The 25,408-nt window shown below is 67.6% G+C and carries 23 protein-coding genes and 1 riboswitch; of the genes, 14 read left to right on the forward strand and 9 right to left on the reverse strand.

Annotated features, from left to right (window positions below):
* From K8M09_RS21820 to K8M09_RS21840, 5 genes are all read right to left on the reverse strand, one after another.
* The gene (locus K8M09_RS21820; protein WP_160786508.1) at positions 1 to 792 is read right to left on the reverse strand and encodes an ABC transporter ATP-binding protein; all 792 of its coding nucleotides are present in this window, start codon (positions 790 to 792) and stop codon (positions 1 to 3) included.
* Positions 789 to 1,790 carry a FecCD family ABC transporter permease gene (locus tag K8M09_RS21825; RefSeq protein WP_160786507.1) on the reverse strand — a complete coding sequence of 334 codons (1,002 nt, stop codon included), beginning with the start codon at positions 1,788 to 1,790 and terminating at the stop codon, positions 789 to 791. The genes K8M09_RS21820 and K8M09_RS21825 overlap by 4 nt, the downstream gene beginning before the upstream one ends.
* Entirely contained in the window at positions 1,787 to 2,650 is an 864-nt protein-coding gene (locus tag K8M09_RS21830) for an ABC transporter substrate-binding protein (protein ID WP_160786506.1), read from the reverse strand. Before K8M09_RS21830 ends, K8M09_RS21825 begins: the two co-directional genes overlap by 4 nt.
* Positions 2,650 to 4,557 (reverse strand): TonB-dependent receptor plug domain-containing protein, encoded by a 1,908-nt coding sequence (locus K8M09_RS21835; RefSeq protein WP_160786505.1) that lies wholly within the window; start codon positions 4,555 to 4,557, stop codon positions 2,650 to 2,652. The genes K8M09_RS21830 and K8M09_RS21835 overlap by 1 nt, the downstream gene beginning before the upstream one ends.
* Positions 4,558 to 4,644: 87 nt before the next feature.
* Positions 4,645 to 4,846, reverse strand: a riboswitch (cobalamin riboswitch).
* An 81-nt stretch (positions 4,847 to 4,927) separates the two neighbouring features.
* Entirely contained in the window at positions 4,928 to 5,689 is a 762-nt protein-coding gene (locus K8M09_RS21840; RefSeq protein WP_229342543.1) for a helix-turn-helix transcriptional regulator, read from the reverse strand.
* 447 nt (positions 5,690 to 6,136) lie between these two features.
* Here K8M09_RS21840 and K8M09_RS21845 point away from each other — a divergent pair, with 447 nt between their 5' ends.
* From K8M09_RS21845 to K8M09_RS21900, 12 genes are all read left to right on the forward strand, one after another.
* On the forward strand, positions 6,137 to 8,113 hold the full coding sequence (locus K8M09_RS21845) for a TonB-dependent receptor domain-containing protein (RefSeq protein WP_160786503.1): 1,977 nt from the start codon (positions 6,137 to 6,139) through the stop codon (positions 8,111 to 8,113).
* Between the two features lie 116 nt (positions 8,114 to 8,229).
* Positions 8,230 to 8,526 (forward strand): DUF2218 domain-containing protein, encoded by a 297-nt coding sequence (locus tag K8M09_RS21850; RefSeq protein WP_206366679.1) that lies wholly within the window; start codon positions 8,230 to 8,232, stop codon positions 8,524 to 8,526.
* A gap of 32 nt (positions 8,527 to 8,558) precedes the next feature.
* Positions 8,559 to 9,461: a siderophore ABC transporter substrate-binding protein gene (locus tag K8M09_RS21855; RefSeq protein ID WP_160786502.1), complete on the forward strand. Its 903-nt coding sequence runs from the start codon at positions 8,559 to 8,561 to the stop codon at positions 9,459 to 9,461.
* Complete coding sequence (locus tag K8M09_RS21860; protein ID WP_160786571.1) at positions 9,461 to 10,423, forward strand: ABC transporter permease; 963 nt, start codon at positions 9,461 to 9,463, stop codon at positions 10,421 to 10,423. The genes K8M09_RS21855 and K8M09_RS21860 overlap by 1 nt, the downstream gene beginning before the upstream one ends.
* Complete coding sequence (locus K8M09_RS21865) at positions 10,416 to 11,357, forward strand: iron chelate uptake ABC transporter family permease subunit (RefSeq protein ID WP_160786501.1); 942 nt, start codon at positions 10,416 to 10,418, stop codon at positions 11,355 to 11,357. Before K8M09_RS21860 ends, K8M09_RS21865 begins: the two co-directional genes overlap by 8 nt.
* Positions 11,354 to 12,112 carry an iron ABC transporter ATP-binding protein gene (locus K8M09_RS21870; protein WP_160786500.1) on the forward strand — a complete coding sequence of 253 codons (759 nt, stop codon included), beginning with the start codon at positions 11,354 to 11,356 and terminating at the stop codon, positions 12,110 to 12,112. The genes K8M09_RS21865 and K8M09_RS21870 overlap by 4 nt, the downstream gene beginning before the upstream one ends.
* A 143-nt stretch (positions 12,113 to 12,255) precedes the next feature.
* The gene (locus tag K8M09_RS21875) at positions 12,256 to 12,981 is read left to right on the forward strand and encodes a FadR/GntR family transcriptional regulator (protein ID WP_160786499.1); all 726 of its coding nucleotides are present in this window, start codon (positions 12,256 to 12,258) and stop codon (positions 12,979 to 12,981) included.
* Entirely contained in the window at positions 12,978 to 14,150 is a 1,173-nt protein-coding gene (locus tag K8M09_RS21880; RefSeq protein WP_160786498.1) for a PLP-dependent transferase, read from the forward strand. Before K8M09_RS21875 ends, K8M09_RS21880 begins: the two co-directional genes overlap by 4 nt.
* Positions 14,151 to 14,187: 37 nt before the next feature.
* Positions 14,188 to 15,450: an ABC transporter substrate-binding protein gene (locus K8M09_RS21885; protein WP_160786497.1), complete on the forward strand. Its 1,263-nt coding sequence runs from the start codon at positions 14,188 to 14,190 to the stop codon at positions 15,448 to 15,450.
* Between the two features lie 95 nt (positions 15,451 to 15,545).
* Complete coding sequence (locus tag K8M09_RS21890) at positions 15,546 to 16,466, forward strand: carbohydrate ABC transporter permease (protein WP_160786496.1); 921 nt, start codon at positions 15,546 to 15,548, stop codon at positions 16,464 to 16,466.
* A 4-nt stretch (positions 16,467 to 16,470) separates the two neighbouring features.
* Positions 16,471 to 17,301: a carbohydrate ABC transporter permease gene (locus K8M09_RS21895; RefSeq protein ID WP_160786495.1), complete on the forward strand. Its 831-nt coding sequence runs from the start codon at positions 16,471 to 16,473 to the stop codon at positions 17,299 to 17,301.
* Between the two features lie 11 nt (positions 17,302 to 17,312).
* Positions 17,313 to 18,380 (forward strand): ABC transporter ATP-binding protein, encoded by a 1,068-nt coding sequence (locus K8M09_RS21900; protein WP_160786494.1) that lies wholly within the window; start codon positions 17,313 to 17,315, stop codon positions 18,378 to 18,380.
* Between the two features lie 21 nt (positions 18,381 to 18,401).
* Here K8M09_RS21900 and betI read toward each other — a convergent pair whose 3' ends face one another.
* Positions 18,402 to 19,010 carry a choline-binding transcriptional repressor BetI gene (gene betI, locus K8M09_RS21905; RefSeq protein WP_160786493.1) on the reverse strand — a complete coding sequence of 203 codons (609 nt, stop codon included), beginning with the start codon at positions 19,008 to 19,010 and terminating at the stop codon, positions 18,402 to 18,404.
* A gap of 111 nt (positions 19,011 to 19,121) precedes the next feature.
* On the opposite strand from betI, the gene choX reads away from it, so the two are divergent.
* Both choX and K8M09_RS21915 read left to right on the forward strand, forming a co-directional pair.
* The gene (gene choX / locus K8M09_RS21910; protein ID WP_160786492.1) at positions 19,122 to 20,051 is read left to right on the forward strand and encodes a choline ABC transporter substrate-binding protein; all 930 of its coding nucleotides are present in this window, start codon (positions 19,122 to 19,124) and stop codon (positions 20,049 to 20,051) included.
* Positions 20,048 to 20,866 (forward strand): alpha/beta fold hydrolase, encoded by an 819-nt coding sequence (locus K8M09_RS21915; protein ID WP_160786491.1) that lies wholly within the window; start codon positions 20,048 to 20,050, stop codon positions 20,864 to 20,866. The genes choX and K8M09_RS21915 overlap by 4 nt, the downstream gene beginning before the upstream one ends.
* 6 nt (positions 20,867 to 20,872) lie before the next feature.
* Here K8M09_RS21915 and mce read toward each other — a convergent pair whose 3' ends face one another.
* From mce to K8M09_RS21930, 3 genes are read right to left on the reverse strand one after another with little or no spacing between them, the layout of a single operon-like run.
* Positions 20,873 to 21,274: a methylmalonyl-CoA epimerase gene (gene mce / locus K8M09_RS21920; protein ID WP_160786490.1), complete on the reverse strand. Its 402-nt coding sequence runs from the start codon at positions 21,272 to 21,274 to the stop codon at positions 20,873 to 20,875.
* Between the two features lie 8 nt (positions 21,275 to 21,282).
* Positions 21,283 to 23,409 carry a methylmalonyl-CoA mutase gene (gene scpA / locus K8M09_RS21925; protein ID WP_380735175.1) on the reverse strand — a complete coding sequence of 709 codons (2,127 nt, stop codon included), beginning with the start codon at positions 23,407 to 23,409 and terminating at the stop codon, positions 21,283 to 21,285.
* A complete protein-coding gene (locus K8M09_RS21930) occupies positions 23,409 to 25,400 on the reverse strand; it encodes an acetyl-CoA carboxylase biotin carboxylase subunit (RefSeq protein WP_160786488.1) in 1,992 nt (663 codons plus the stop codon). Before K8M09_RS21930 ends, scpA begins: the two co-directional genes overlap by 1 nt.
* Positions 25,401 to 25,408 lie beyond the last annotated feature (8 nt).

The following is a 25,408-nucleotide window of genomic DNA, read 5'->3' on the forward strand; positions in this document are numbered from 1 at the left end:
TCAGTCGCGCTCGCCTTTGCCGCGCGTGAGGTCGAGCGGCTGCACGATCAGGCCGCCGGCGGCCTCGCCGATGAAGGTCTCCACGCCGTAGACCTGCGAGAGCGTGGCGGCGGTCAGCACGGTCTGAGGCGGGCCTTCGGCGAAGGCGCGGCCATCGCGCAGCAGGAGCAGCCGGTCGCACCAGCGCGCGGCGAGCGTCAGGTCGTGCATCGAGGCGATGACGATCCGGCCTTCCGCCGCCAGCTCCCGGAACAGGCGCATCAGCGCGATCTGGTGCTGCGGGTCGAGGCCGGCCAGCGGCTCGTCGGCGAGCAGAACGGGCGTTTCCTGCGCCAGTGCCCGGGCAATGAGCACGCGCGCCCGCTCGCCGCCGGAAAGGCTGGTGACGGCGCGGTGGCGGAAGGCGGCAAGGTCCATGCGGGCGATGGCCGCATCCACCGCCGCCCGGTCTTGCGCCGAGGCGGCGGCGAAGCGCGCATGGTGCGGCAGGCGGCCGAGCGCGACCACGGCCTCCACGCTCATCGCCCAGGCGATCTCGCGCTCCTGCGGCAGATAGGCGATGTGGCGGGCGCGCTCGGCGGGGCGCAGCGTGGCAAGGTCCACGCCGTCGAGGCGCAGCGTCCCGCCCGCCGGGACGAGGCCGAGGCAGGCGCGCAGGAAGGTCGATTTGCCCGCGCCATTCGGGCCGATGAGGCCGGTGAAGCCGCCCTTTTCGAGCGTGAGTGACACGCCGTCCACGACGCGCCGTCCCGACAGCGTGGCCGACAGGGTCTCGATGGTGAGCACGCTCATGCCTCCCGCCTCCTTTCCGACCAGACCAGCCAGAAGAAGAAGGGCGCGCCGACAATGGCCGTCAGCACGCCGAGCTTGATGTCGCGCTCCGGCGCGACGACGCGCACGAGGATGTCGGCGGCCAGCAGCAGCGCCGCCCCGCCCAGCGCGCTTGCCGGCAGCAGCCGGGAGGGCTGCGCGCCGACGAGCGGGCGCAGCGCATGCGGCACGACGAGGCCGACGAAGCCGATGGCGCCCGCGACGGCCGTCGCAGCGCCCACCGAAAGCGCGGTGCCGAAGACCGCGAGGCGCTGCACGCGCTTGAGGTCGACACCCATGCTGGCGGCCGCGTCGGGGCCGAGGGCGAGCGCATCGAGCGCCCGGCCGAGGCGCAGCAGCAGGAACCAGCCGAGGGCCGTGAAGGGCAGCATCAGCCAGACATGCGGCATCGCGCGGTCGGTGAGCGAGCCGAGCATCCAGAACATGATCTCCGTCGCGGCGAAGGGATTGGGCGACAGGTTGAGCGCCAGCGAGGTCATCGCGCCGGCAAGGCTGGAAATGGCGATGCCGGCGAGGATGACGGTCAGCGGCCGCCCGTCCGTGCCCGCCATCGCCGTGAGCGCGAGGACGGCCAGCATCGCGCCGCAAAGCGCCATCAGCGGCAAAGCGAGCGCGAAGAGCGCCGAAAGCCCGCTATAGAGGGCAAGCACCGCGCCGAGCGAGGCCGAGGCGCTGACGCCGAGCAGCCCCGGCTCGGCCAGCGGGTTGCGCAGGTAGCCTTGCAGCGCCGCGCCGGAAAGGCCGAGCGTTCCGCCGACGAGGAGGCCGAGCAGGGCGCGGGGCAGGCGGATTTCCTGCATGACGAGAACGAGGAGACCGTCGCCGCCGCCGAAGAGCGCATTGAGGCTATCGGCAAGGGAAAGGTCGGCCGGGCCGACGGTGAGCGACAGGAGGAAGAGGACGAGGGTGCCCGCCGCAAGGATCGCGAGGGTGAGGCGGAAGGCGGCGCGGGGCGTCATGGCGTTGCGCTCCGCGCCCGGTGGGCGGCATCCTGAAGGACGCGCGCGGCCTGCAGCGTGAACGGCCCGCCGCAGACGGTCAGCCGGTTTTCGAGCGGGGCCTCGGCGGCGACGGCCGCAAGGGCGCGGTGGGCGGGATGGGAAAAATTCGCCTCGGCAAGGGCCGGACCCTCCACCCCGGCTCGCCCGACCGCGATCAGCTCGGGATGCGACAGGACGAGCAGTTCCAGCGGCAGGCGGGCGATCCCCGCCATGCCCGCCGTCTCGGCGATGTTCTCGAGGCCCGCCTGCCGCACCACCTCGGACGCCAGCGTCCCGGCGCCGGCCGTGTAGCCGTTGGCGAAGGAGAGGGCGGTGCGCAGGCGCGGCGTTCCGGCCGCTTCGAGCGCGGCGATCTCGGCGTCCATGCCGGCGATCAGCGCCCGCGCCCGCCCGGGATTGCCGAGCAGGTCGCCCATGCGGGCAAGGTTCGCCCGCACGGCGTCGAAGGAGGTTTCCGGCTGGAATTCCTCCACCCGGAAGCCGAGCCGGCGCAGGAGCGCGACGGTCGTGCGTGTCGAATAGGCGCCGGTCAGCACGAGGTCGGGCTTCATCAGGAAGATTTCTTCCGCCAGCCCGTGGTTGATCTCATAGGCGGCGGCCTGTTCCGCCATCGCCGACATGCCCGCGTCGCGCGCGAGATAGGAGACCGAATGAAGCTGGCCGGGCCTTGCCACGAGCATGGCGAGCTGGTCGGTGCACACGTTCAGCGAGACGACGCGGGTGGGGACCGTATCGGCGCGGGCGGCCGCGGCCGGCCAGAGAAGGCAGGCGAAGAGCGCCGCGCGCCACCAGATCGGCCAGCGCACCGGCCCGGCCATCAGAATGTCGCCTTCAGTCCCGCGAAGGCCGTCAGGCCCGGCGTGTTGAAGCCGAAGACCTCGCGGTAGTCCCGGTCGAACAGGTTGTCGATGCGGCCATAGGCCTCGACGGTCTCGTTGACCTTGAAGCTGCCGCCGACATTGACCAGCGTGTAGCCGCCGAGCGTCACGCGCGGCGGCAGGGTGCTGGCGAAGACGCGGTCCTCCGCCGCCCCGTTGAACAGCGCCTCGACAAAGACCCGCGCCCGGTCGTCGTAGAAGGCATAGGCCGCGTTCAGCGAGCCGGAATGGCGGGGCCGGCGGGTTTCGGCAAGGCGCGCGCCGCCGGCGACTTCCTGCTCGCTCGCATCGGTGTAGGTATAGGAGGCCGTGGCCGTCAGGCCGTTGAAGAAGTCGACGGTGGCGGAAACCTCGACGCCCTGCCGCAGGCTTTCGCCGCCCATGTTGATCGGCCGGTAGAGGCCGGGCGAGATCTGCGTGGAGGAGATCTCGTTCTCCAGGTTCTGGTTGAAATAGGTGACGTCGATCACCAGCCCGCCGTCGAAGAAGCGCTTCTCCACGCCGATATCCCAGCCGAAGCTCTCCTCGGGCTTGAGGTTCGGATTGCCGACGAAGCTGCCGGGGAAGAAGCCGTATTGCTCGGTGAAGGTGGGGTTGGTGACGCCGGTGCCGACGGAAGCGTGCAGGCGCGTCTCCATCTCGGGCACCTGCCATGCAGCGCTGGCGGTCCAGGTCGTGGCATCGGCGAAGGTGTCGTTCCAGTCCTGCCGCAGGCCGCCGTTGATGAAGAGCTGGTCGAAGAACTCGCCGCGATATTCGCCGATCGCCGCGTGGGTGTTGCGGCTGAAGGTCGTCGTATACTGCGACGGCGCGTAAGTCTCGCGCTGCCATTCGTAGCCGGCGGTCAGTTGATGCACCTGATTTTCCAGGTCCTCGTAGCGATAGGAGGCCTGATAGGCGGCGTTGTAGCGGTTGCCCTCGCTCGAACTGTCGCCGAACAGGGCGGAGTGGTTGAAGCTGCGCATGTCGCTGGCCGCAAGCCGGGCCTTCTGCGTCAGCGCGCCGTCGAGCGCGGTGTTGGCAATGCCGATGGAGCCGTATAGCTCGCGGTCGTCCTGATAGTCGTTGACGTCGTAGGTCTCGGCGGTCATGAAGTCCTGCTCGTCGAGATCGGTGCGCCGGTCGACGAGACGCAGCGTGCCGTCGACGGTCGTCTCGGGAGAGATGTCCGCCGAGAACCGGCCGTTGAACGTGCTGTTGCGCGCGCCGTCGTCCTCCGCGCCGAGATCGGAAATGTCGAAGCCGCGGCTGCGCCGCATGGAGCCGGACAGCGCATAGTCGAAATTCTCGCCGCCGCCGCGCGTCGCGAGCGCGCCCATCAGCGTGCCGTCGCTGCCGACCTCGGTCTGCGCGGTCGATTTCCTCGAGCCGCGCTCGCCCTTGCGGGTGGTGATGCTGATGACGCCGGCCATGGCGTTGGCGCCCCAGAAGGTGCTCTGCGGCCCGCGCAGGATCTCGATGCGCTCGATGTCCTCGGCGACGAGGCCGCCGAAATCGAATTCGCCGCGGGTGTGGTTGCTCGCCTCCACGCCGTCGATCACGACGAGCACCTGATCGCTCTCCGCGCCGCGCATGCGCACCTGCGTCAGGCCGCCGACGGAGCCGGCGCGCGACACGGCAAGGCCGGGCACCAGCCGCAGCGCATCCGAAACGTAGCGGACCCTGTTCTTCTCCATCTGCTCGCCGGTGACGACCGTGACGGCGCGCCCGGATTTCTCAAGCTCCACGGAGGTCAGGCCGTCGGTGACGACGACCTGTTCCAGTTCGGTCGGGGCCTGGTCCTCGGCAAGGACGGGCTGGCAGAAGGCGATGGCGAGCAGGCCGGTTCCTGCAAGGCGGTTTCTCATATTTCCCCCCGGCCGTTCAACGGCGCGGCAACATCCTCGACATGTCACCGCGACGAAGGGCCGCGCCCGGATACGTCCCGTATCCCGGCAGGGTGACCGGCGCAGGCAGGTCTCCTGACTTCCGCGTCGTCGCTCTCCCCGCCTTCCCGCGCTTTCGCGCAGTGGCATCGTGGGGCAGGCTCGGCGGTTACAGTTGCGGGGGCAGTCCCGGCCTCGGTCCCTGACGGGTATCCTCACCGTGTTCCCTTTTCATCCGCCGGCTGGCGGAACCTGTTCCGTGGGCACGGTTTACCGGCGGGTGGGAGGCGGGGTCAAGCGGCGCGCCCGTCTTCCCGTGGACGGATCGCGACATCGGGCCGTGCCCGCCCGTTCAGGCCCGGGCCTGCTTCGGCGTGACGCCGAAGGATTTGCGGAAGGCCGTCGTGAAGCTGGAAATGTTCGTGTAGCCGGCAAGATGGGCCGCCTGGGAGACGGGGATGCCCTCCGTCGCGAGCGCCGCGCGCGCAGCCTGCAGGCGCTCCTGCCGGATGAAGACGAAGACGGGCACGCCGAAATGCTCCTTGAAATGCCGCTGGATCGTCGAGGGGCTGGCGCCGGCCTCCCGCGCGATGCGGTCGATGGTCAGGTCCTTGTCGAGATTGGCGACGATGTAGTCGCGCACGCGCTCGCACTGCTTGAGGCTCATCAGCGTCGGCGCCTGCCATCCGCCGGCCTTGTCCGTCACCAGGGCGAGGCAGGATTGCCACATGATGTCGAGCGCCTGCGCCTTGAGGTAGATCGATTTCAGTTCGCCGGTCAGCAGCGACGGCGGATGCATGATCTTCTCGGCGAGCTGGAGGATGTGCTGGCCCGGCTCGAAGGAGAAATGCGACAGGTGCCGGGTGAAGAAGTCGCGCAGCGCCGGCATGCCCTCCTGCGTCTCCATCAGGCGGTTCAGCCAGGGCAGGGGCGCGGAGATCATGACCTTGTGAAGCGGCGCGGTGCTGTCGTGGATGAAGCGCAGCCGGCCGGGCTGGGCGACGTTCAGCATGAAGACGACCGGGGAGGGCGCCTTGGCGCTGCCCGCATCGATGCGGAAGCGCACGCCGTCGATGACGAAATGCTGCGACCCCTGGAACAGCACCATCAGCATGAATTTCGACCAGACGCTCTGGTCGCGGTCGTTCAGCGTGCAATTGGGCGCGTTCTCCAGCGCGCCGACGAAAAGGTCCTGCGATGTGTAGTGCATCTGTCAGCCTCGCCGCCCGCGTCCTGCCGTTTGCACAAAAGATTTTGCCATTTGCGACAAACCCTTTCCTGTCGACAGCAGGGATTGGGCGACCTAATACATGAGAAAGTTAATCATGTTTATGCCTTTCCTCTTTATGCCGTTCCCTGGGGGGTGACAAGCCCGCTGACATGGCGGCCGGGGAAAGGCGGGTTCGACAGGGGGCACGCCGACATGAACGCCACGATACCGATCCGTCCGCAGCGCCGCTGAGCGCCGCCGCCCGCAGGGCGCTTTCCTGAAATCATCCCGTTCGATCGCCTGGCAGCGCGCCGGGCCGTATTTCCGCATCTCGCAGGTTGGAGTAGACCCATGACATTCTCACGGATTTTGCCGCTCGCCGGTGTTTCGCTTCTGGCGATGACCGCCGCGCTTCAGGCCGAGGACGCCAAGAAACAGGATGAGGTGACGACGCTCGAAACGGTCACCATCATCAACCGGGGCCGCGAGAACGTGGTGGCGACCGGCGGCACCGTCGTCTCGCGCGAAGAGCTGGACAGGCTGATGCCGACGAACGTTTCCGAGCTGTTCTCGCGCCAGTCCTCCATCGCGGTCTCCGGCGGCGGCGGTCCCTCCAAGCGCATCCATGTCTTCGGCATGGAACAGTCGAACCTCGCCGTCACCGTCGACGGCGTGCCGCAGACGGCGACGAGCTGGCACCATACCGGCTCCAGCGTGGTCGATCCGGTCTTCCTCAAGCGGGTCGAGGTGGAGGCCGGCGCGGCGGCGGCCGATTCCGGCTTCGCGGCGGCCGCGGGCGCGGTGCGCTACGAGACGGTGGGCGCGAAAGACCTTCTGGAAGAGGGCAAGGATTTTGGCGCGCGCTTCGGCACGACGGTCGGCAGCAACGGGCGCGGCGTCGCCGGCAATGCGGCGGCCTATGGCCGGATCGGCGATTTCGACTGGTTCGTCATGGCGCACGGCCAGAACGGCCGGGACTACAAGGACGGCGACGGCAAGGTCGTGAAGGGCACGGAGCCGGCCGCCCGCAACATCCTCGCCAAGCTCGGCTACGAGTTCGAGGACAATCGCTTCGAATTGAACTACGAGCGCAGCCGCGACAAGGCAGACCGCCTGATCAAGATGAACATGGGCCTGACGGGCGATGAACTCCATCCGCTGGAGGTCTCGCGCGACGCCGTCAAGTTCAGCTACACCTCCGTCGCCCCCACGGACATGTGGGACCCGGAATTCATGCTGTACTACAGCGAGAACGACTACTGGCGCACCGACTACCAGGCCCGCACCAACGGCAACATGATCCTCAACGAGGATCTCTATGGCGGCAAGATCCAGAACACCTTCACCATCGATCCGGGCAAGATCACCGCCGGCATCGACTTCGGCCAGCACGACTACCACACCGACAACTACGGCAACAACGACCGCCGCTACCGTGACTTCGACACCACGCAGTTCGGCGTGTTCACGCAGGGGCGCTTCGAGTTCGACAGCGGGTTCAACGTCTCGACCGGCGCGCGCTACGACACGCACCGCTTCGAGGACTGGAACGGCAAGCGCTTCTCGGACAGCGGCGCGAGCGTAAACGCCACGGTAGCCTACAAGTTCACGGACGGTTTCGAGGTCTTCGCCGGTGCCTCGCGCACCTGGCTCGGCTACGTCATCGGCGACTACGGTTATGTGCATGCCCGCAACAACGCCTTCTACACCGACCCGGGCTTCGACACCGGCACGGCGAAGAACCTGAAGGTGGGCGCCAATGTCGGCGGCGCGGACTGGAACGCCGGCATCACGCTGTTCGACACGCGCATCGACGGGCTGCCGGACTACGGCACCGCCATGCTCGCCAACGATCCGGACGAATACCGCAGCCGGGGCGTGACGCTGAACGCGAACTACACCTGGAACGACACGACCTTCGGCGCCACCTACACCCATGCGCGGGTGACCGTGGACGGCAAGTCGGTGCTGCCGAACAGCGGATATTTCATGCCCGTCGGCAGCATGGCGACCGTCTATATCGACCAGGCGATCCCCGACTACAACATGAAGGTCGGCGCGACGCTCGCCTGGGCCGGCAAGATCTCGGACGAGGTGGCGCGCGCCGGCGGCTTCTACGACCAGCCGGCCTATGCCGTCGTCAACACCTATGCGGAATGGACCCCGCCCGCCTTCGAGAACGTCTCGCTGCGCCTCGGCATCGAGAACCTGTTCGACAAGCAGTACTTCGAGCGCTCCAGCTTCGCGGCAAGCTCCAACCGTGGCGGCATCGATCCGGTCTATGCGCCGGGCCGCACCTTCACGCTGCATGCCGGCGTCAAGTTCTGACGGGTTTGCACCCGCCGCCGGCTGGGCTCGGCGGCGGGTGCTTCCCTTGCCGGGAAAAGATGAGTAAATAAGTTATGTTTTGCGGCCAAGGCCGCTCATGCAGGAAAGGACAGGCCATGCTGGAATCGGCCGCATATCTGGAGACCGCGAGCGGCTCGAAATATCTGGTGCAGCTCTGCAAGCATTTCGCCCACAAGATCACGGTTTCCTACACGGATACCCACGCGGAATGTCAGTTCCCCGCCGGCTCCGGCGTCATGGATGCCGACGGGAAGGGCCTGCGTATCGTGGTGCGCGCCGGCGACGATGCGGGCCTCGCCCACACCCAGGCGATCATCGAATCGCATCTCGTGCGCTTCGCCTTCCGCGAGAAGCTGGAGGCGCTCGACTGGCGGCAGGACAAGGCCGCCTGACCCCGAAATCCCGCCAGCATGACAGGTGAAGCATGAAGATCTCCCGTTTCCTCGCGGCCCTTGCCGCCCTTGCCCTCTCGACCTTTACGGCCAGCGCGATGGATGTCGCGACGGCGCGCGGGCCGGTGGCGGTGGCGACGATGCCGAAGACCGTCGCCGTCTACGACATCGCCGCGATCGACACGCTCGCCCGGCTCGGCGTCCAGCCGGCCGGCGTGCCGGAAAAGCTCTATCTGCCGGAACTCGATCCGGTGCAGAAGGGCGCGGCGGCGGTCGGCACCCTGTTCGAGCCGGATCTGGAGGCGCTGAGCGCGCTTGCGCCCGATCTGGTCATCGTCGGCAGCCGCTCGGCCGCCAAGGCGGATATGACGGCCAAGGTCGCCCCGACGCTCGACATGACCATCGACGGCGACGATCTCGTGGCCGAGGCCAAGCGGCGCCTTGCCACCTATGGCGACCTCTTCGGCCGGGCGGAGGAGGCGAAAGCCGCGGCGGCCGAGCTGGATGCGGGCCTTGCCGCCGCCAGGGCGGCGGTCGCCGGCAAGGGCAAGGCGCTGATCGTCATGACCAACGGGCCGAAAGTGTCGATCTACGGCCCCGGCTCGCGCTTCGGCTGGGTGCATGCGGCGCTCGACCTGCCGGCGGCGGTGGGCGAGGTCGAGGCGGCGACCCATGGCGAGGCGGTCTCCTTCGAATTCATCCGCAAGGCCGACCCGGACTGGCTGCTGGTGCTCGACCGCGCCGCCGCCGTCGGCTCGAACGAGCAGGCCGCCCGGGTGACGCTCGACAACGAGCTGGTCGCCGGCACGACGGCGTGGAAGAAGGGGCAGGTCGTCTATCTCCCCGCGCCGGACTTCTACATATCGGCCGGCGGCGTGCAGTCGCTCGGGCGCGTGCTGGCGACGATCACGGAGGCTTTCGCCGCCGCGAAATGATGCCCGCCGTTTCCAGACCCTTGCCGTGGACGGCTCTTACCGCGGGCCTTGCGCTCGCGGCCCTCTTCGTGGCGAGCCTTGCCGTCGGCGTCGGCCCGATGCCGCTCGGCGATCCCGAGGCCATGCATCTCCTCGCCGTCAGCCGCCTGCCGCGCACGCTGGCCGCCGTGCTGAGCGGGGCGGGGCTGGCGGTCGCCGGGCTGATCATGCAGACGCTATCGCGCAACCGCTTCGTCGAGCCGTCGACGGCCGGCACGGCGCAGAGCGCCGAACTCGGCATCCTTCTCGTCACGCTGCTCTTTCCCGCCGCCGCGCTCTGGCTGAAGACGCTCGTGGCGGGCGGCGCGGCGCTGGCCGGCACCGCGATCTTCCTTGCCACCGCCCATCGCCTGCCGCCCCAGCAGCCCTTTCTCGTGCCGCTGTTCGGCATCGTCTATGGCGGGGTGATCGGCGCGGTCGCGACCTTCGCCGCCTGGCAGGCGGACCTCCTGCAATTCCTCTCCGTCTGGACCAATGGCGAACTCTCCGGCGTGCTGCGCGGGCGCTACGAGCTTCTGTGGATCGCCGCCCTGATGGTGGGCCTCGCCATGCTCGTCGCCGACCGGCTGACGATCATGGCGCTGGGGCGCGAGGCGAGTGTCGGCCTCGGCATCGATCATGCGCGCATGATGCAGATCGGCCTCGTCATCGTCTCCGTCGTCACGGCGCTGACGGTCGTCGTCGTCGGCATGATCCCCTTCGTCGGGCTGGCCGTGCCGAACATCGTGTCGCGGCTGAAGGGCGACAATGTGCGCGGCACGCTCGGCTGGGTCGCCGCCGGCGGGGCGGGGCTGGTGCTGGCCTGCGACATTGCCGGCCGGCTCATCCGCTATCCTTACGAGATTCCCGCCGGCACGGTCATGGGCGTGGTCGGCGGGGCGGTGTTCCTCTGGCTGCTCTTCCGGCGGGGTGGCCATGGCTGATCGCCGTCTCCTCGGTCTCGGCCTTGCCGCGCTCGCGGTCTCTGCCGCCTTCCTCGCCATCGGCCTCAAGGGCAACATCGCCTTCGTGCTGGAGCTGCGCCTGCTGAAGCTCGCCGCGCTCGTGCAGGTCGGCGTCGCCATCGCCGTCTCCACGGTGATCTTCCAGACGGTGACGGGCAACCGCATCCTGACGCCCTCGATCATGGGTCTCGACGCGCTCTACCTCTTCGGCCAGATGCTGCTGGTCTTCCTGCTCGGCGGCGTCGGCTACGTGACGCTCCAGCCGCAGGTGAAGTTCGCCCTGGAAGTGGCGCTGCTGATGGGGCTGGCCTGCGGGCTGCTGCTGCCGATGCTGCGCCGCCGGCTCGACATGGGACTGATGCTGCTTGCCGGCGTCGTCTTCGGCGTGCTGTTCCGCAGCCTGCAATCGCTGCTCGCCCGCCTCATCGATCCCAATGCCTTCGCCGTGGCGCAATCGGCCAGCGTCGCCAATTTCAACGCCGTGCGCACCGATCTGCTCGTCCTCGCCGCCATCGTGACCGTCGTCGCCATCGTCCTTGCCTGGCGGGCGCGGCATGTGCTCGATATTGTCGCGCTCGGCGCGGATGCCGCAACGGGCCTCGGCGTGCATTGGGCGGGCACGGTGACGGGCCTGCTGCTGCTCGTCTCGGCGCTCGTGGCCGTCTCCACCGCGCTTGTCGGCCCGGTCGCCCTTTTCGGCCTGCTCGTGGCGGCGCTCGCCGAGCGCATCGTCGGCAGCCGCCGCCACGGCGTCCTGCTGCCGGCCGCCGCCTTCACCGGCATCGTCGTGCTCGTCGGCGGGCAGACGCTGTTCCAGCACGCGCTCGGCAATGCGGCGGCGCTCGGCGTCGTCATCGATTTCGTCGGCGGGCTGGTCTTCCTCCTCCTCTTGCTCCTTGGGAGCCGCGCATGATCCGCATCGAGAACGTTTCCTTCAGGCACCGGGCGACGCCGGTCCTGCACGATGTCAGCCTGACGATCCCGAAGGGCGGCGTCGTGGCGCTGATCGGCCCGAACGGCGCGGGCAAGTCCACGCTGCTGTCGCTCGTCGCGCGGCTCCAGCCCTTGCAGGCGGGCGCGATCTCGGTTGACGGCCTGCCGGTCGACACCACGCCGGGCCGCGACCTTGCGCGCGTCCTTGCGATCCTGCGCCAGGACACGGCGGTGGCGAGCCGCCTCAGCGTGCGCGAACTCGTCGGCTTCGGCCGCTTCCCGCACGGGCGCGGCCGCATGACCGGCGAGGACCACGCCCTCGTCGCCGCCGCCATCGCCCGCTTCGATCTCGGCGATCTGTCCGACCGCCTCATCGAAACGCTTTCGGGCGGCCAGCGCCAGCGCGCCCTCGTCGCCATGGCCTTCGCGCAGGGCACGGATTACCTGCTGCTCGACGAGCCGCTGAACAATCTCGACATGTACTACGCCCGCGCCCTGATGCGCGCGCTGCGCACCGCCGCCGACGCGGACGGCAAGACGGTCGTCGTCGTGCTGCACGACATCAACCAGGCGAGCGCCCATGCCGACCGCATCGTGGCGATGAAGGGCGGGCGCATCGTCGCCGACGGCGCGCCGGCCGAAATCCTCGATGCCGATACGCTGGAGGCCGTCTTCGGCTTCCGCATGCGCGTCGAGACCATCGCGGGCACGCCCTTCGCGCTGCACCAGCTCTGACCAGTCGGTAAGCCGGCCATGCCGAACGGTTCCGGTGCATGCGCCGGGGCCGTTCGCATGCCCGCTTGACAGCCGTCGCGCGGCGCATAATGATAAGATGTCAGACCAATTTGAGAAGCTGGCGCAAACAGGGGAACGGGCGCATGTCGCCACAGACGACGAGCGAGAGGCCGGCGATCGAGCCGCTGCCGCCCATCGATCGGGCGCGGCAGGTCACGGAGGCCCTGGCTTCCTATATCGACCGGGCCAGCCTTCAGGCGGGCGACCGGCTGCCGGCCGAGCGGGAGCTGATGGCCGCGCTCAATGTCGGCCGCTCCACCATCCGCGAGGCGATCCGCCAGTTCCAGGCGCTCGGCGTCATCGAGAGCCGCAAGGGCAGCGGCACCTATCTCCTCAAGCCCGTCACCACTGCGACCGTCCACATGCCGCTCTCCTTCGACGCGGCGCATCTGCGCGACGTGCTGCTGCAGACGCTGGAGGTTCGTCGCGGCCTCGAATGCGAGGCGAACATGGTGGCGGCGCGGCGGCGCACGGCGGACGATCTCGTCGTCATCGAGGCGAAGCTGAACGAGATGGAGCGGGTGCATATCGCCAAGGGCACTTCCGGCCCGGAAGACCTCGCCTTCCACCTCGCCATCTACGACGCCACCCACAATCCGCTGTTCAAGCAGTTGCTCGAACAGATGCGCGGCGCCTTCGAGCGCTTCTGGGAAGAGCCGTTCGACCGCTCGGACTTCGCCCGCCGGTCCTTCCCGTTCCACCGCACGCTCTTCAACGCGATCGCCGCCGGGGACCCGGAGACGGCGCGCATCGAAACCCTGAAAATCCTCGCCGTCGTCGAGGAAGACATCAAGGAAATGTCCAAATGATCAACGGAGCCGATCCGTTCGACTTTGCTTCTCTCACCGTCGCCCATGACGAGGCGAACGCCTTCGACGCGGTCGTGCCGCCCATCGTGCAGACCTCGCTCTTCACCTTCGGCAGCTATGACGAGATGGTCGCGGCCTATCGCGGCGAGATCGTGCGGCCGATCTATACGCGCGGCCTCAACCCGACAGTGCGCGCCTTCGAGGAGATGCTGGCCAAGCTCGAAGGCGGCGAGGATGCGCTGGGCTTTGCCAGCGGCATGGCGGCGATCTCCTCCACCGTACTGTCCTTCGTGGAGCCGGGCGACCGCATCGTCGCCGTGCGCCATTGCTACCCGGACGCCTACCGCCTGTTCGGCACGCACCTGAAGCGCATGAAGGTGGACGTGACCTATGTCGACGGGCGCGACGAGGAGGCGGTCGCCAAGGCGCTGCCGGGAGCCAGGCTCCTCTATCTCGAAAGCCCGACGAGCTGGGTCATGGAGGCCCATGACGTCGGTGCGCTTGCGGCGCTGGCAAGGCGCCACGGCGTCGTCAGCGTCATCGACAACAGTTGGGCAAGCCCGATCTTCCAGCGGCCGCTGTCGCTCGGCGTCGATCTGGTCCTGCACTCCGCCTCGAAATATCTCGGCGGCCACAGCGATGTCGTGGCGGGCGTGGTGACCGGCTCGAAGGAGCTGATCGGCCGCATCCGGTCGGAGGCCTATCCCTATCTCGGCGGCAAGCTCTCACCCTTCGACGCCTGGCTGCTGGTGCGGGGCCTGCGCACCCTGCCGATCCGCATGAAGGCGCACGAGGCCGCCGCGCTGGAAATCGCAAAGCGCCTCCAGGCGCTCGATATCGTCGAGACCGTCTGCCATCCGGCGCTCGCCAACCGCCTGCCGCCGGGGCTGACCGGCACTTCGGGCCTCTTCTCCTTCGTCTTCCGCGAGGGCGTCGATGTGAAAACCTTCGCCGACCGCCTGCAGCTCTTCAAGCTCGGCGTCTCCTGGGGTGGGCATGAAAGCCTGATCGTCCCGGGCGAGGTGGTGCTGCAGCAGAAGGCCCAACCCAATTCCGCGCATGCCTTCGGCATCCACGCGCGGTCCGTGCGTCTCCATATCGGCCTGGAGGGAACCGAGGCCCTGTGGAGGGATCTGGAAGCGGCGATGGCCGCCGCGACCGAAAACTGACGTCGAAATCCAATCACGACCAAAAGAGGGAACGACCATGAAAAGACTTCTGACTGCGGCGCTTCTCACCACGCTGATGGCGTCGAGCGCGCTTGCCGACACCACGCTGAAGCTCGTCGAGGTGATCACCAGCCCCGAGCGCACCGAAACGCTGAAATCCATCGTCGGCCGGTTCGAGGCCGCAAATCCCGGCACCAAGGTCGAGATCATCTCGCTGCCCTGGGGCGAGGCGTTCCAGAAGTTCGCCACCATGGTCTCGGCCGGCGAGACGCCGGACGTCATGGAAATGCCCGACACCTGGCTCTCGCTCTATGCGAACAACGGCATGCTCGAAAGCCTGGAGCCGTATCTGGAGAAATGGGAGCACACGCCCAGCCTGACGCCGCGCGCCCTGGAGCTTGGCCGCGACATCAAGGACACGGCCTATATGCTGCCCTACGGCTTCTACCTGCGCGCCATGTTCTACAACAAGAAGCTGCTGGCCGAGGCCGGCGTGAGCGAGCCGCCGAAGACGCTGGACGAATTCGCGGAAGCCGCCAAGAAGGTCTCGGCGCTGCCGGGCAAATACGGCTACTGCCTGCGCGGCGGCCCGGGCGGCCTCAACGGCTGGGTGATGTTCGGCGCCTCCATGGCCGGCTCCAACAAGTTCTTCAACGAGGACGGCACCTCCACCTTCAATTCCGAGGGCTGGGTCAAGGGCCTCACCTTCGTGATCGACCTCTACAAGAACGGCTATGCGCCGAAGGACAGCGTCAACTGGGGCTTCAACGAGATCGTCGCGGGCTTCTATAGCGGCACCTGCGCCTTCCTCGACCAGGACCCGGATGCGCTCATCGCCATCGCCGAGCGCATGAAGGCGGAAGACTACGGCATCATGACCATGCCGAAGGGGCCGGACGGAAAGACCTTCCCGACCATCGGCTTCGCCGGCTGGTCGATGTTCGCCAACAGCGCCAACAAGGACCTGTCCTGGAAGCTGATCGAGACGCTCGAAGGGCCGGAAGGCAATATCGAGTGGAACAAGCGCACGGGCGCGCTGCCGGTCCACACCACGGCGGAAAAGGATCCGTTCTATGCCAGCGAGCAGTTCAAGGGCTGGTTTGCCGAGCTGCAGGACAAGGACGCGGTGCCGACCGTGATGCCGACGCATCTGGAGGAATTCGCCTTCTTCAAGGACTCCCTCGTGGTCAAGACCTCGCAGGAGGCCCTGCTCGGCGACATCACGCCCCAGCAGCTTGCCGACCAGTGGGCGGAATACCTGACGAAGGGCCAGCAGAAGTTCCTCGCCAACAGCAAGTAAGCCGGAAGGCCCGGGCGCAGCGACATGCTTGCGCCCGGGCCGCCCGGATTCGCCCGCGCACATGACGCCGCGCAACCCCGAACGGAAGCGAGACGATGACCGTTGCCGCCCATTCGCCTGTCCGACCGCTGAGAAAGCGGCTCGCCGACGCCTCTGAACCCTATCTCTACAGCGCTCCCGCGCTGATCCTGATCATCGCGGTCATGCTGGTGCCGCTGGTGGTGGGCATCTCCTATGCGTTCCGCGATATCCAGCTTCTCAACCCGTTCTCCGGCGGCTTCATCGGGCTGGATCATTTCCGCACGCTCGGGCAGGACGAGGCCTTCTTCCGGGCGCTGCGCAACACGCTCTGGTGGACCGGGGCCTCGGTCTTCCTGCAGTTCATCTTCGGCCTCATCCTGGCGCTCCTGCTGGACAAGCCCTTTGCCGGGCGGGGTCTTGCGCAGGCGCTCTGCTTCCTGCCCTGGGCGGTGCCGAGCTTCCTGGCCGGCCTCAACTGGGCCTGGCTGTTCAACCCGGTGATCGGCCCGCTGCCGCACTGGATGTATGCCGCCGGCATGCTCGACGGGCCGAACAACATCCTGTCCGATCCGCATCTGGCCATGTGGGGACCGATCGTCGCCAATGTCTGGTGGGGCATTCCCTTCTTCGCGATCACGCTGCTGGCCGCGCTCCAGTCGATCCCGCGCGATCTCTACGAGGCCGCGAGCATCGACGGAGCCGGGCCGGTGCAGCGCTTCGTCTCGATCACGCTGCCGTTCCTGGCGCCGACCATCGCCATCACCATCCTGCTGCGCACGGTCTGGATCTCCAACTTCGCCGACCTCATCGTCGTCATGACCAATGGCGGGCCGGCGGACCGGACGCAGATCGTCGCCAGCTACATCTTCACGCAGGCCTTCAAGCGGCTCGATTTCGGCTACGCCTCGGCGATCGCCCTCGTGCTGCTCGTGCTCCTGCTCGTCTATTCCATGCTGATCGTGCTGCTGCGGCAGACGATGCTCAACAAGGGGTGAGGCCATGAGAAGCAAAACCGTCCTCACCGTCCTGCATCGCCTGGCGATCCTCGCCTATGTCGTCTTCGCGCTCTTCCCGCTGTTCTGGCTTCTCAAGGTGTCGGTGACGCCGAACGACCTGCTGTATAGCGAGGGCGTGCGCATGTGGCCCTCGCGCACGACCTTCGAGCATTACGCCTTCGTCATCCAGCACAGCGCGTTTCCGACCTTCTTCAAGAACAGCCTCATCGTCGCCGGCTCCACGGCGGTGACGGTGACGATCCTCGCCTCGCTCGCCGGCTACGCGCTGTCGCGCTTCCGCTTCCGGGCGAAATACTGGATCGTCGCGCTGATGCTGATCACCCAGATGTTCCCGCTGGTCATGCTGGTGGCGCCGATCTTCAAGATGCTCTCGCCGCTCGGGCTGACGAACAGCCTCACGGGCCTCGTCCTCGTCTACACGGCCTTCAACGTGCCCTTCGCCACCTTCCTGATGCAGTCCTTCTTCGACGGCATCCCGAAGGACCTGGAGGAAGCGGCGATGATCGACGGGGCGACGCAGTTCGTCGCCTTCCGCCAGATCATCCTGCCGCTGACGCTGCCGGGCATCGCCGCGACCCTCGGCTTCGTCTTCACCGCGGCCTGGAGCGAACTGCTCTTCGCGCTGATGCTGATTTCCGGCAACGACACGGCGACCTTCCCGGTCGGGCTTCTGACCTTCGTGTCGAAATTCTCCGTCGATTTCGGGCAAATGATGGCGGCGGGCGTGCTCGCGCTCATCCCGGCCTGCCTCTTCTTCCTCCTCATCCAGCGCTATCTCGTGCAGGGCCTGACGGCCGGCGCGGTCAAAGGCTGAAAGGCTCTCCCATGGCTTCCATCGATATCCAGAGCATCCGCAAGAGTTTCGGCGCCTTCCCCGTGCTGCACGGCGTCGACCTTTCCATCCGCGACGGCGAGTTCATCGTGCTCGTTGGCCCCTCGGGCTGCGGCAAGTCCACCCTGCTGCGCATGATCGCGGGGCTGGAGGACGTGACCTCCGGCGACATCCGCATCGACGGCAAGCGGGTCAACGACCTTGCGCCGAAGGACCGCGACATCGCCATGGTGTTCCAGTCCTACGCGCTCTACCCGCATATGAGCGTGGCCGACAACATGAGCTACAGCCTGCGCCTGCGCCGCACGGCGAAGGAGAAGATCGCCAGCGCTGTCGGCGGGGCTGCCGCCAAGCTGGGGCTGGACCCGCTGCTGGAGCGCCGGCCGAAGGCACTGTCGGGCGGCCAGCGCCAGCGCGTGGCCATGGGCCGCGCCATCGTGCGCCAGCCGAAGGCCTTCCTCTTCGACGAGCCGCTGTCGAACCTCGACGCGCGCCTGCGCGAGCAGATGCGCGCCGAGATCAAGAAGCTGCACGGCGATCTCAACGCCACCTCCATCTATGTCACGCACGACCAGATCGAGGCGATGACGCTGGCCGACCGGATCGTCGCCATGCATGGCGGCGTCGTCCAGCAGGTCGGCTCGCCGCTGGAGCTTTACGACCGGCCGGCCAATCTCTTCGTCGCCGGCTTCATCGGCTCGCCCGGCATGAACTTCTTCGAGGGGCGCTATCTCGTTTCGGGCGACCGGGCGGAATTGCAGCTTGCCGGCGGCACGGCGCTGCCGGCGCGCAGGGCCGCCGGGCTGGAGAGCGGGGCGAAGGCGACGCTCGGCATCCGCCCGGAGCATGTCGTGGTTGCGGAGAACGGCGCGCTGGAGGCGAGCGTCGACCTCATCGAGCCGACCGGCTTCGGCATCATCATGCATGTGCGCGTGCATGATATCCCGCTGAAGATCTTCACGCTGGACCGCGCTCTGCTGAACCCCGGCCCGACCGTGCGCATCGACCTGCCGGCGGACAAGCTGCACCTGTTCGACGCCGAAGGCCGCCGGCTCGACTGAGCCGGCCTGCCGCTCGTTCCGCTATGTCGGGGTCGCCGCGCTGCGGCGGCCCTCGATGCGCTGGTCGATGACGTCGTGCATGAGGGCGATGGCCTGAGGCCGGGTTATCGCCCCGGCGTCGAGGCCGAGCCGCAGCCAGAGACCGTCGATCAGCGCGCTGATAAGAAGGGCGGTCTGGCGGGCCTCTTCCACCGGCATCAGCTCCCGGAGCGCCGACAGCAGGTTGGAATGCATGCGGGCGTGGATGACGGCCTGGATGCGGGCGAGCTGCGCCTCGCGCGGCACCTCGGCGCAGAGCGACAGCCAGGCATGGGCGACCGAGGGCTGGAAGAAACGCGGGTCGAAATTGGTGTCGACAATGGCGATCAGCCGCTCATAGGGCGTGCGCGCCTGCTTGAGGTTTTCGGCGACGGCGTCGCGCAGGTTGGCATTCGCCTCGCGCATGGCCTGCTCGAAAAGCTCCTGCTTGCTGCGGAAATAGTGCAGCACGATGCCCTTGGACGCGCCCGCATGGGCGGCGACCTTTTCCAGCGTCGCCCCGGCCAAGCCCTCGCGCTGAAGCACCTCGAAGGCGGCCTGCCTGAGTTCCTTGCGCCGGATATCGACCAGCTTCTTGAGTTTTCCCGCCATGGTTCCCCCGTGTTGTGCAAGGTGGATATTGACAATTTTTCCGACAAGATCAATGATTGTCCCATCGGTCAATTTTTGATCTAGTTGGATAGAAACCGGAAGGGAACGCCTATGAAGCGTGTTATCGCCTGCGCCACCGCATGCCTTCTGACGATCGGCGCCGCTCATGCGGCGGAGCCGGAAAGCTGCCGGAAGGTCCGGCTCGCCGAACCGGGCTGGAACGATCTCGCCTTCACCACGGGTCTTGCACAGGCGCTGCTGCACGCCCTCGGCTACGAGACGCAGAGCGACCTGCTCGGCATCGACGTCATCTATCTCAGCCTCAAGAACAAGGACCTCGACGTCTTCCTCGGCTATTGGGACCCGGCGATGAAGACCTATTTCGCGCCCTACCAGAAGGACGGTTCCGTCGAGACGGTGACGAAGAACCTGACGGGGGCCAAATACACTTTCGCGGTTCCCGCCTATGTCTGGGAAGCGGGCGTCAAGGACTTCGCCGACCTGAAGACCCATGCCGACAAGTTCGAGAAGAAGATGTACGGCATCGAGCCCGGCTCGAACCAGCTCATGCTGGACGCCATCGCCGATGCGTCGCTGGGGCTGGAGGGCTGGGAAGTCGTCGAATCCAGCGAGCAGGGCATGCTGGCGGAACTGGCGCGGCATATCGACATGAAGAGCTTCTTCGTGTTCCAGGGCTGGGCGCCGCATCCCATGAACAACGCCTTCGACATCCGCTACCTGACGGGCGGCGACAAGTTCTACGGGCCGGATTTCGGGGCGGCGACGGTCTCCACGCAGGTCCGCAAGGGCTATGTGGCCGAGTGCCCGAATGTCGGCCAGCTCCTGAAGAACCTGACCTTCGACATCGACTTCGAAAACCGCGGCATGGGCTACCTGATGAATGACGGCCTGTCGCCGGAGGATGCCGGCCGCAAGGCCATCGGCGGCGACCCCGCGCGGCTCGACGCCTGGCTTGCCGGCGTGACCACCTTCGACGGCCAGCCGGCGCTGCCCGCCGTCCGGGCGGCCCTCGGGCTGTGAGCCGGCAGGGCATGCAGGCCGGCTGGAACGATCGCAAGCGTTTCCTGCCGGCGGGCGACGGACGGCTCGCCTATATCGACGGCGGCGACGGCGCGGCCGCGCCGCTGTTCCTGCTGCACGGCTATACCGACAGCAGCCGGAGCTGGTCGCTGATCGAGCCGCATCTTGCCGGCTGGCGGCTGGTGATGCCGGACCTGCCGGGACATGGCCTTTCGGCGCCCGCGCCGCGGCCCGCCGTGGAAGCCTTCGCCGACGATGTCGTACGGCTGGCGGATGCGCTCGGCATCGAGCGCTTCGCCGTCGCCGGCCATTCCATGGGCGCGGCCACGGCGCTTGCGCTCGCCGCGCGTCACGGCGGGCGGATCACGGCGCTCGCCAGCATTTGCGGCAGCCTGCAGCCGGGCCGGCTCGCGCTCGGCGCGGACATTCGGGCGCTGGCCGATCCGATCGATCCGCAAGGCCCGTTCCTGCGTGAATGGCACCGATGCGCGCTGCCGGTGGATGCGGATTTCATCGGCTGGATGGCGCGGGAGGCGGCCGCCATGCCGGCCGCCGTCTGGTGCGCGCTCTGCGACATGCTGGAGGCCATCGACCTGCGCCGCGCCGCAGGCGAAATCGCCGCGCCGGTCCTGCTGCTGGCGGGCGAGAAGGACGTGCTGTTCGGCGCGTCGCACCGGGCGGCGCTGCGCGCGGCCCTGCCGCGGGCCGAGGCGGAAACCCTTGCCGGCCACAGCCACAACCCGCATTGGGAAACGCCCGCCCGCGTGGCCGCGTCGCTGCTGTCTTTCTTCAGCCGGCACGCCTCGGAACGATAACGCCCTCTAGGCCTGTTCGAACTCCACCAGCGCGCCGTGGAAATCCTTGGGGTGGGCGAAGAGCACGGGCTTGCCGTGCGCGCCGATCTTCGGCGTGCCGTCGCCGAGGATGCGTGCGCCCGTGGCCCGCACGGTCTCGGCCGCCGCCGTTATGTCCGCCACCTCGAAGCAGAGATGGTGGATGCCGCCGGCCGGGTTCTTTTCGAGGAAGGCGGCGATGGGCGAGGCTTCGCCGAGCGGGTGGAGAAGCTCGATCTTGGTGTTCGGCAGTTCCACGAAGACGACGGTGACGCCGTGTTCCGGCAGGTCCTGCGGGGCGGAGACCTTTGCGCCCAGTTCGGCATAGCGATCTGCGGCCGCCGCAAGGTCGGGCACGGCGATGGCGACGTGGTTGAGTGCTCCGAGCATGGTCTCTCCTACTGGTTTCTGATCCGGCCGTCGACGAGGTCGAGCACGGCATTGGCCGCGTCGAGCACATTGGTGCCGGGGCCGAAGACGGCGGAAACGCCGTTTTCCAGGAGGAAGTCGTAATCCTGCCGCGGGATGACGCCGCCGACGACCACGATGACCTCATTTGCCCCGCGCTCGCGCAGCGCCTTGACGAGGGCCGGGGCCAGCGTCTTGTGCCCGGCGGCGAGCGAGGACATGCCGACGACCTCGACCTTGCGTGCGACGGCAAGGTCCGCCGCTTCCTCCGGCGTCTGGAAGAGCGGGCCAACGGTGACTTCGAAGCCGAGATCGCCGAAGCCGGAGGCGATGACCTTGGCGCCCCGGTCGTGGCCGTCCTGGCCGAGCTTGGCGACCATGATGCTCGGTTTTGCGGCGCGCGCGGCGATGCGGCCGGCCAGCGTCCTGTATTCCGGGTCGTCGCCATAGGCGGGGCCGTAGATATCGCCCACGACCTCCGGCACGGCGGTATGGTCGCCGAAGGCGTGGCGCATGGCGTCGGAAATCTCGCCCACCGTGGCGCGCGCCCGGGCCGCCGCGACGGCGGCTTCCAGCAGGTTGCCCTCGCCGGTCTTCGCGACGGTTTCCAGCGCGGCGAGCGCATCGGCCACCGCCCTGCCGTCACGCCGGCGGCGGATATCCTCCAGCCGCCTGATCTGCGCGGCGCGCACAGCGGAATTGTCGATTTCCAGAATGTCGATCGGCTGCTCGTCTTCCAGCCGGTACTTGTTGACGCCGACGATCACCTCGTCGCCGCGGTCCACGGCGGCCTGCCGGCGCGTGGCGGCCTCCTCGATCAGCCGCTTGGGCAGGCCCTCGATGACGGCCTTCGTCATGCCGCCCATCGCCTCGACCTCTTCGATCAGCGCCCAGGCCTTTTCCGCCAGTTCATGGGTGAGGCTTTCGACATAGTAGGAGCCGGCGAGCGGATCGACCACCTTGGTCACGCCCGTCTCGTGCTGGAGTATGAGCTGGGTGTTGCGGGCGATGCGGGCGGAAAATTCCGTGGGAAGCGCGATGGCCTCGTCGAAGGAATTGGTGTGCAGCGACTGCGTGCCGCCGAGCGCCGCCGACATGGCCTCGAAGGCGGTGCGCACGATGTTGTTGTAGGGGTCCTGTTCCTGAAGCGAGACGCCCGAGGTCTGGCAATGGGTGCGCAGCATGCGGGAGGACGCCTTCTTCGGCTGGAACTCATCCATCACGCGATCCCACAGCAGGCGCGCGGCGCGCAGCTTGGCCGCCTCCATGAAGAAGTTCATGCCGATGGCGAAGAAGAAGGAGAGGCGGCCGGCGAAGTCGTCGACGCCGAGGCCCTTGTTGATCGCGGCGCGGACATATTCGCGCCCGTCGGCGATGGTGAAGGCAAGCTCCTGCACCAGCGTCGCCCCGGCCTCCTGCATATGGTAGCCGGAGATCGAGATGGAGTTGAACTTCGGCATCTCGCGCGCCGTGTAGTCGATGATGTCGGCGACGATCCGCATCGAGGGTTCGGGCGGGTAGATATAGGTGTTGCGGACCATGAACTCCTTGAGGATGTCGTTCTGGATGGTCCCGGACAGGTTTTCGCGCGGCACGCCCTGCTCCTCGCCGGCGACGATGAAGCTGGCGAGGATGGGGATCACCGCGCCGTTCATCGTCATGGAGACGGAAACCTTCTCCAGCGGGATGTTGGAGAAGAGAATCTTCATGTCCTCCACGCTGTCGATGGCCACCCCGGCCTTGCCGACATCGCCGACGACGCGCGGGTGGTCGCTGTCATAGCCGCGATGGGTGGCAAGGTCGAAGGCGACGGAAACGCCCTGCTGGCCGGCGGCGAGCGCCTTGCGGTAGAAGGCGTTCGACGCCTCGGCCGTGGAGAAGCCGGCATATTGGCGGATCGTCCAGGGGCGGCCGGCATACATGGTGGCGCGCGGGCCGCGCACGAAGGGCGCAAAGCCCGGCAGCGCGCCGAGATGGCCGATGCCGGCAAGGTCGTCCCCGGTATAGACGGGCTTGACCGCGATGCCCTCGGGCGTCTGCCAGTTAAGCGTTTCCGGCGCGGCGCGCAGTTCCTTTTCCGCCAGCGCTTCCCAGTCTTTCAGCGTCTTGTCGGCCATCATGCGAACTCCAGGATCGTTTCGTCCACGGCAAGGCTCTGCCCCACCTTGACGGCGACGCGCTTGACGGTGCCGCGCCGCTCCGCCTTCATCACGTTTTCCATCTTCATCGCCTCGATGGTGGCGAGCGGCTGGCCCGCCTCCACCACGTCGCCCTCGGCGACGAGGATGGCGGTGGCGACGCCCGGCATGGGGCAAAGCAGCAGCTTCGACGTGTCGGGCGGCAGCTTCTTCGGCATCAGCCGGGCGAGCGCGGCGACGCGCGGGCTGCGCACATGCACCGTCACGTCCATGCCGCGCCGGCGCAGGCGGATGGCCGGGCCGGAAAGATCGACCTTCACGCCCATGCGCTCCCCCGCCACGGTGAAGACGGCATGGCGGCGGCCGGGCGTCCAGTCGCTCGCTACCGTCAGCGTCTCGCCGTCCGCAAAGCGGGCCTCCGCGCCTTCCAGCACCAGCGCATGTTCGCTGCCGGCAAGGCTTGCGACCCATTCGTTGCCGACGATGCGGCGATGGTTGCCGATGGTGCCGGAAATCTCGGCGGCGCGCGCCTGCAAGGCCTGCTGGACGAAGGCGGCGATGGCGGCGAGCCGGCGGCTCTCTGTGCCATCCGGTGCGACGCCGTGGAAGCCGTCGGGAAACTCCTCCGCGATGAAGGCGGTGGTGAGGCGACCGGCGCGAAAACGCTCGTTGCCCATCACGGCGGAAAGGAAGGGCAGGTTATGGCCGATGCCCTCCACCTCGAAATCGTCGAGCGCCGTGGCCATGGCGTCGATGGCGTCGAGCCGGGTCGGCGCCCAGGTGCAGAGCTTGGCGACCATCGGGTCGTAATACATCGAGATTTCGCCGCCCTCGTAGACGCCGGTATCGTTGCGCACGATCGTGCCGTCTGCCTGCCGGCCTTCCGCCGGGGGGCGGTAGCGCGTGAGGCGGCCGATGGAGGGCAGGAAGTTGCGGTAGGGGTCTTCCGCATAGAGGCGGCTTTCGACGGCCCAGCCGGTGAGCTTCACGCCGTCCTGCCCGAAGTCCAGCGCCTTGCCGGCGGCGACGCGGATCATCTGTTCCACGAGGTCGATGCCGGTGATCAGCTCCGTCACCGGATGCTCCACCTGCAGGCGGGTGTTCATTTCGAGGAAGTAGAAGTTGCGATCCCCGTCGACGATGAATTCCACCGTGCCGGCGGAATGGTAGCCGACGGCTTTCGCCAGCGCCACGGCCTGTTCGCCCATGGCCTTGCGGGTCGCCGGATCGAGGAAGGGCGAGGGGGCCTCCTCCACGACCTTCTGGTTGCGGCGCTGGATGGAGCATTCGCGCTCGCCGAGATAGAGCGTGTTGCCGTGCCTGTCGCCGAGCACCTGGATTTCGATATGGCGCGGCTGGGTGACGAATTTCTCGATGAAGATGCGGTCGTCGCCGAAGGAGCTTTTCGCCTCGTTCTTCGAGGACTGGAAGCCCTCGCGCGCCTCCGCGTCGTTCCAGGCGATGCGCATGCCCTTGCCGCCGCCGCCGGCCGACGCCTTGATCATCACCGGATAGCCGATGGAAGAGGCGATCCTGACGGCCTCGTCGGCATCCTCGATCAGCCCCATATGGCCGGGCACGGTGGAAACGCCGGCTTCCGCCGCGAGCTTCTTGGAAGTGATCTTGTCGCCCATCGCCTTTATCGCGCCGACCGGCGGGCCGATGAAGGCGACGCCTTCCTTCTCCAGCGCCTCGGCGAAGGCGGCGTTTTCCGAGAGGAAACCGTAGCCCGGATGCACGGCGTCCGCGCCGGTCTTGCGGATCGCTTCGATGATCCTGTCGATGACGATATAGGACTGCGCGGAGGGCGCGGGGCCGATATGCACGGCCTCGTCGGCCATGGCCACATGCAGCGCGTTGCGGTCGGCGTCGGAATAGACGGCGACGGTCGGGATGCCGAGCCTGCGCGCGGTCTTGATGACCCGGCAGGCGATTTCGCCGCGATTGGCAATCAGGATTTTCTTGAACATCAGGTGTC

Origin of the sequence: Shinella zoogloeoides, assembly GCF_020883495.1 — a bacterium.
Lineage (GTDB): Bacteria > Pseudomonadota > Alphaproteobacteria > Rhizobiales > Rhizobiaceae > Shinella > Shinella zoogloeoides.

What these genes read in the sequence shown, in the direction of transcription:
- choX (WP_160786492.1), top strand. Translation starts at nt 19,122, where the DNA reads ATGAAGCGTGTTATCGCCTGCGCCACCGCATGCCTTCTGACGATCGGC.
- K8M09_RS21830 (WP_160786506.1), bottom strand. Translation starts at nt 2,650, where the DNA reads ATGGCCGGGCCGGTGCGCTGGCCGATCTGGTGGCGCGCGGCGCTCTTC.
- K8M09_RS21870 (WP_160786500.1), top strand. Translation starts at nt 11,354, where the DNA reads ATGATCCGCATCGAGAACGTTTCCTTCAGGCACCGGGCGACGCCGGTC.
- K8M09_RS21845 (WP_160786503.1), top strand. Translation starts at nt 6,137, where the DNA reads ATGACATTCTCACGGATTTTGCCGCTCGCCGGTGTTTCGCTTCTGGCG.
- K8M09_RS21885 (WP_160786497.1), top strand. Translation starts at nt 14,188, where the DNA reads ATGAAAAGACTTCTGACTGCGGCGCTTCTCACCACGCTGATGGCGTCG.
- K8M09_RS21880 (WP_160786498.1), top strand. Translation starts at nt 12,978, where the DNA reads ATGATCAACGGAGCCGATCCGTTCGACTTTGCTTCTCTCACCGTCGCC.
- K8M09_RS21875 (WP_160786499.1), top strand. Translation starts at nt 12,256, where the DNA reads ATGTCGCCACAGACGACGAGCGAGAGGCCGGCGATCGAGCCGCTGCCG.
- K8M09_RS21825 (WP_160786507.1), bottom strand. Translation starts at nt 1,790, where the DNA reads ATGACGCCCCGCGCCGCCTTCCGCCTCACCCTCGCGATCCTTGCGGCG.
- K8M09_RS21840 (WP_229342543.1), bottom strand. Translation starts at nt 5,689, where the DNA reads ATGCTGATGGTGCTGTTCCAGGGGTCGCAGCATTTCGTCATCGACGGC.
- scpA (WP_380735175.1), bottom strand. Translation starts at nt 23,409, where the DNA reads ATGGCCGACAAGACGCTGAAAGACTGGGAAGCGCTGGCGGAAAAGGAA.
- K8M09_RS21835 (WP_160786505.1), bottom strand. Translation starts at nt 4,557, where the DNA reads ATGAGAAACCGCCTTGCAGGAACCGGCCTGCTCGCCATCGCCTTCTGC.
- K8M09_RS21895 (WP_160786495.1), top strand. Translation starts at nt 16,471, where the DNA reads ATGAGAAGCAAAACCGTCCTCACCGTCCTGCATCGCCTGGCGATCCTC.
- K8M09_RS21900 (WP_160786494.1), top strand. Translation starts at nt 17,313, where the DNA reads ATGGCTTCCATCGATATCCAGAGCATCCGCAAGAGTTTCGGCGCCTTC.
- K8M09_RS21855 (WP_160786502.1), top strand. Translation starts at nt 8,559, where the DNA reads ATGAAGATCTCCCGTTTCCTCGCGGCCCTTGCCGCCCTTGCCCTCTCG.
- mce (WP_160786490.1), bottom strand. Translation starts at nt 21,274, where the DNA reads ATGCTCGGAGCACTCAACCACGTCGCCATCGCCGTGCCCGACCTTGCG.
- K8M09_RS21890 (WP_160786496.1), top strand. Translation starts at nt 15,546, where the DNA reads ATGACCGTTGCCGCCCATTCGCCTGTCCGACCGCTGAGAAAGCGGCTC.
- K8M09_RS21930 (WP_160786488.1), bottom strand. Translation starts at nt 25,400, where the DNA reads ATGTTCAAGAAAATCCTGATTGCCAATCGCGGCGAAATCGCCTGCCGG.
- betI (WP_160786493.1), bottom strand. Translation starts at nt 19,010, where the DNA reads ATGGCGGGAAAACTCAAGAAGCTGGTCGATATCCGGCGCAAGGAACTC.
- K8M09_RS21850 (WP_206366679.1), top strand. Translation starts at nt 8,230, where the DNA reads ATGCTGGAATCGGCCGCATATCTGGAGACCGCGAGCGGCTCGAAATAT.
- K8M09_RS21860 (WP_160786571.1), top strand. Translation starts at nt 9,461, where the DNA reads ATGCCCGCCGTTTCCAGACCCTTGCCGTGGACGGCTCTTACCGCGGGC.
- K8M09_RS21865 (WP_160786501.1), top strand. Translation starts at nt 10,416, where the DNA reads ATGGCTGATCGCCGTCTCCTCGGTCTCGGCCTTGCCGCGCTCGCGGTC.
- K8M09_RS21820 (WP_160786508.1), bottom strand. Translation starts at nt 792, where the DNA reads ATGAGCGTGCTCACCATCGAGACCCTGTCGGCCACGCTGTCGGGACGG.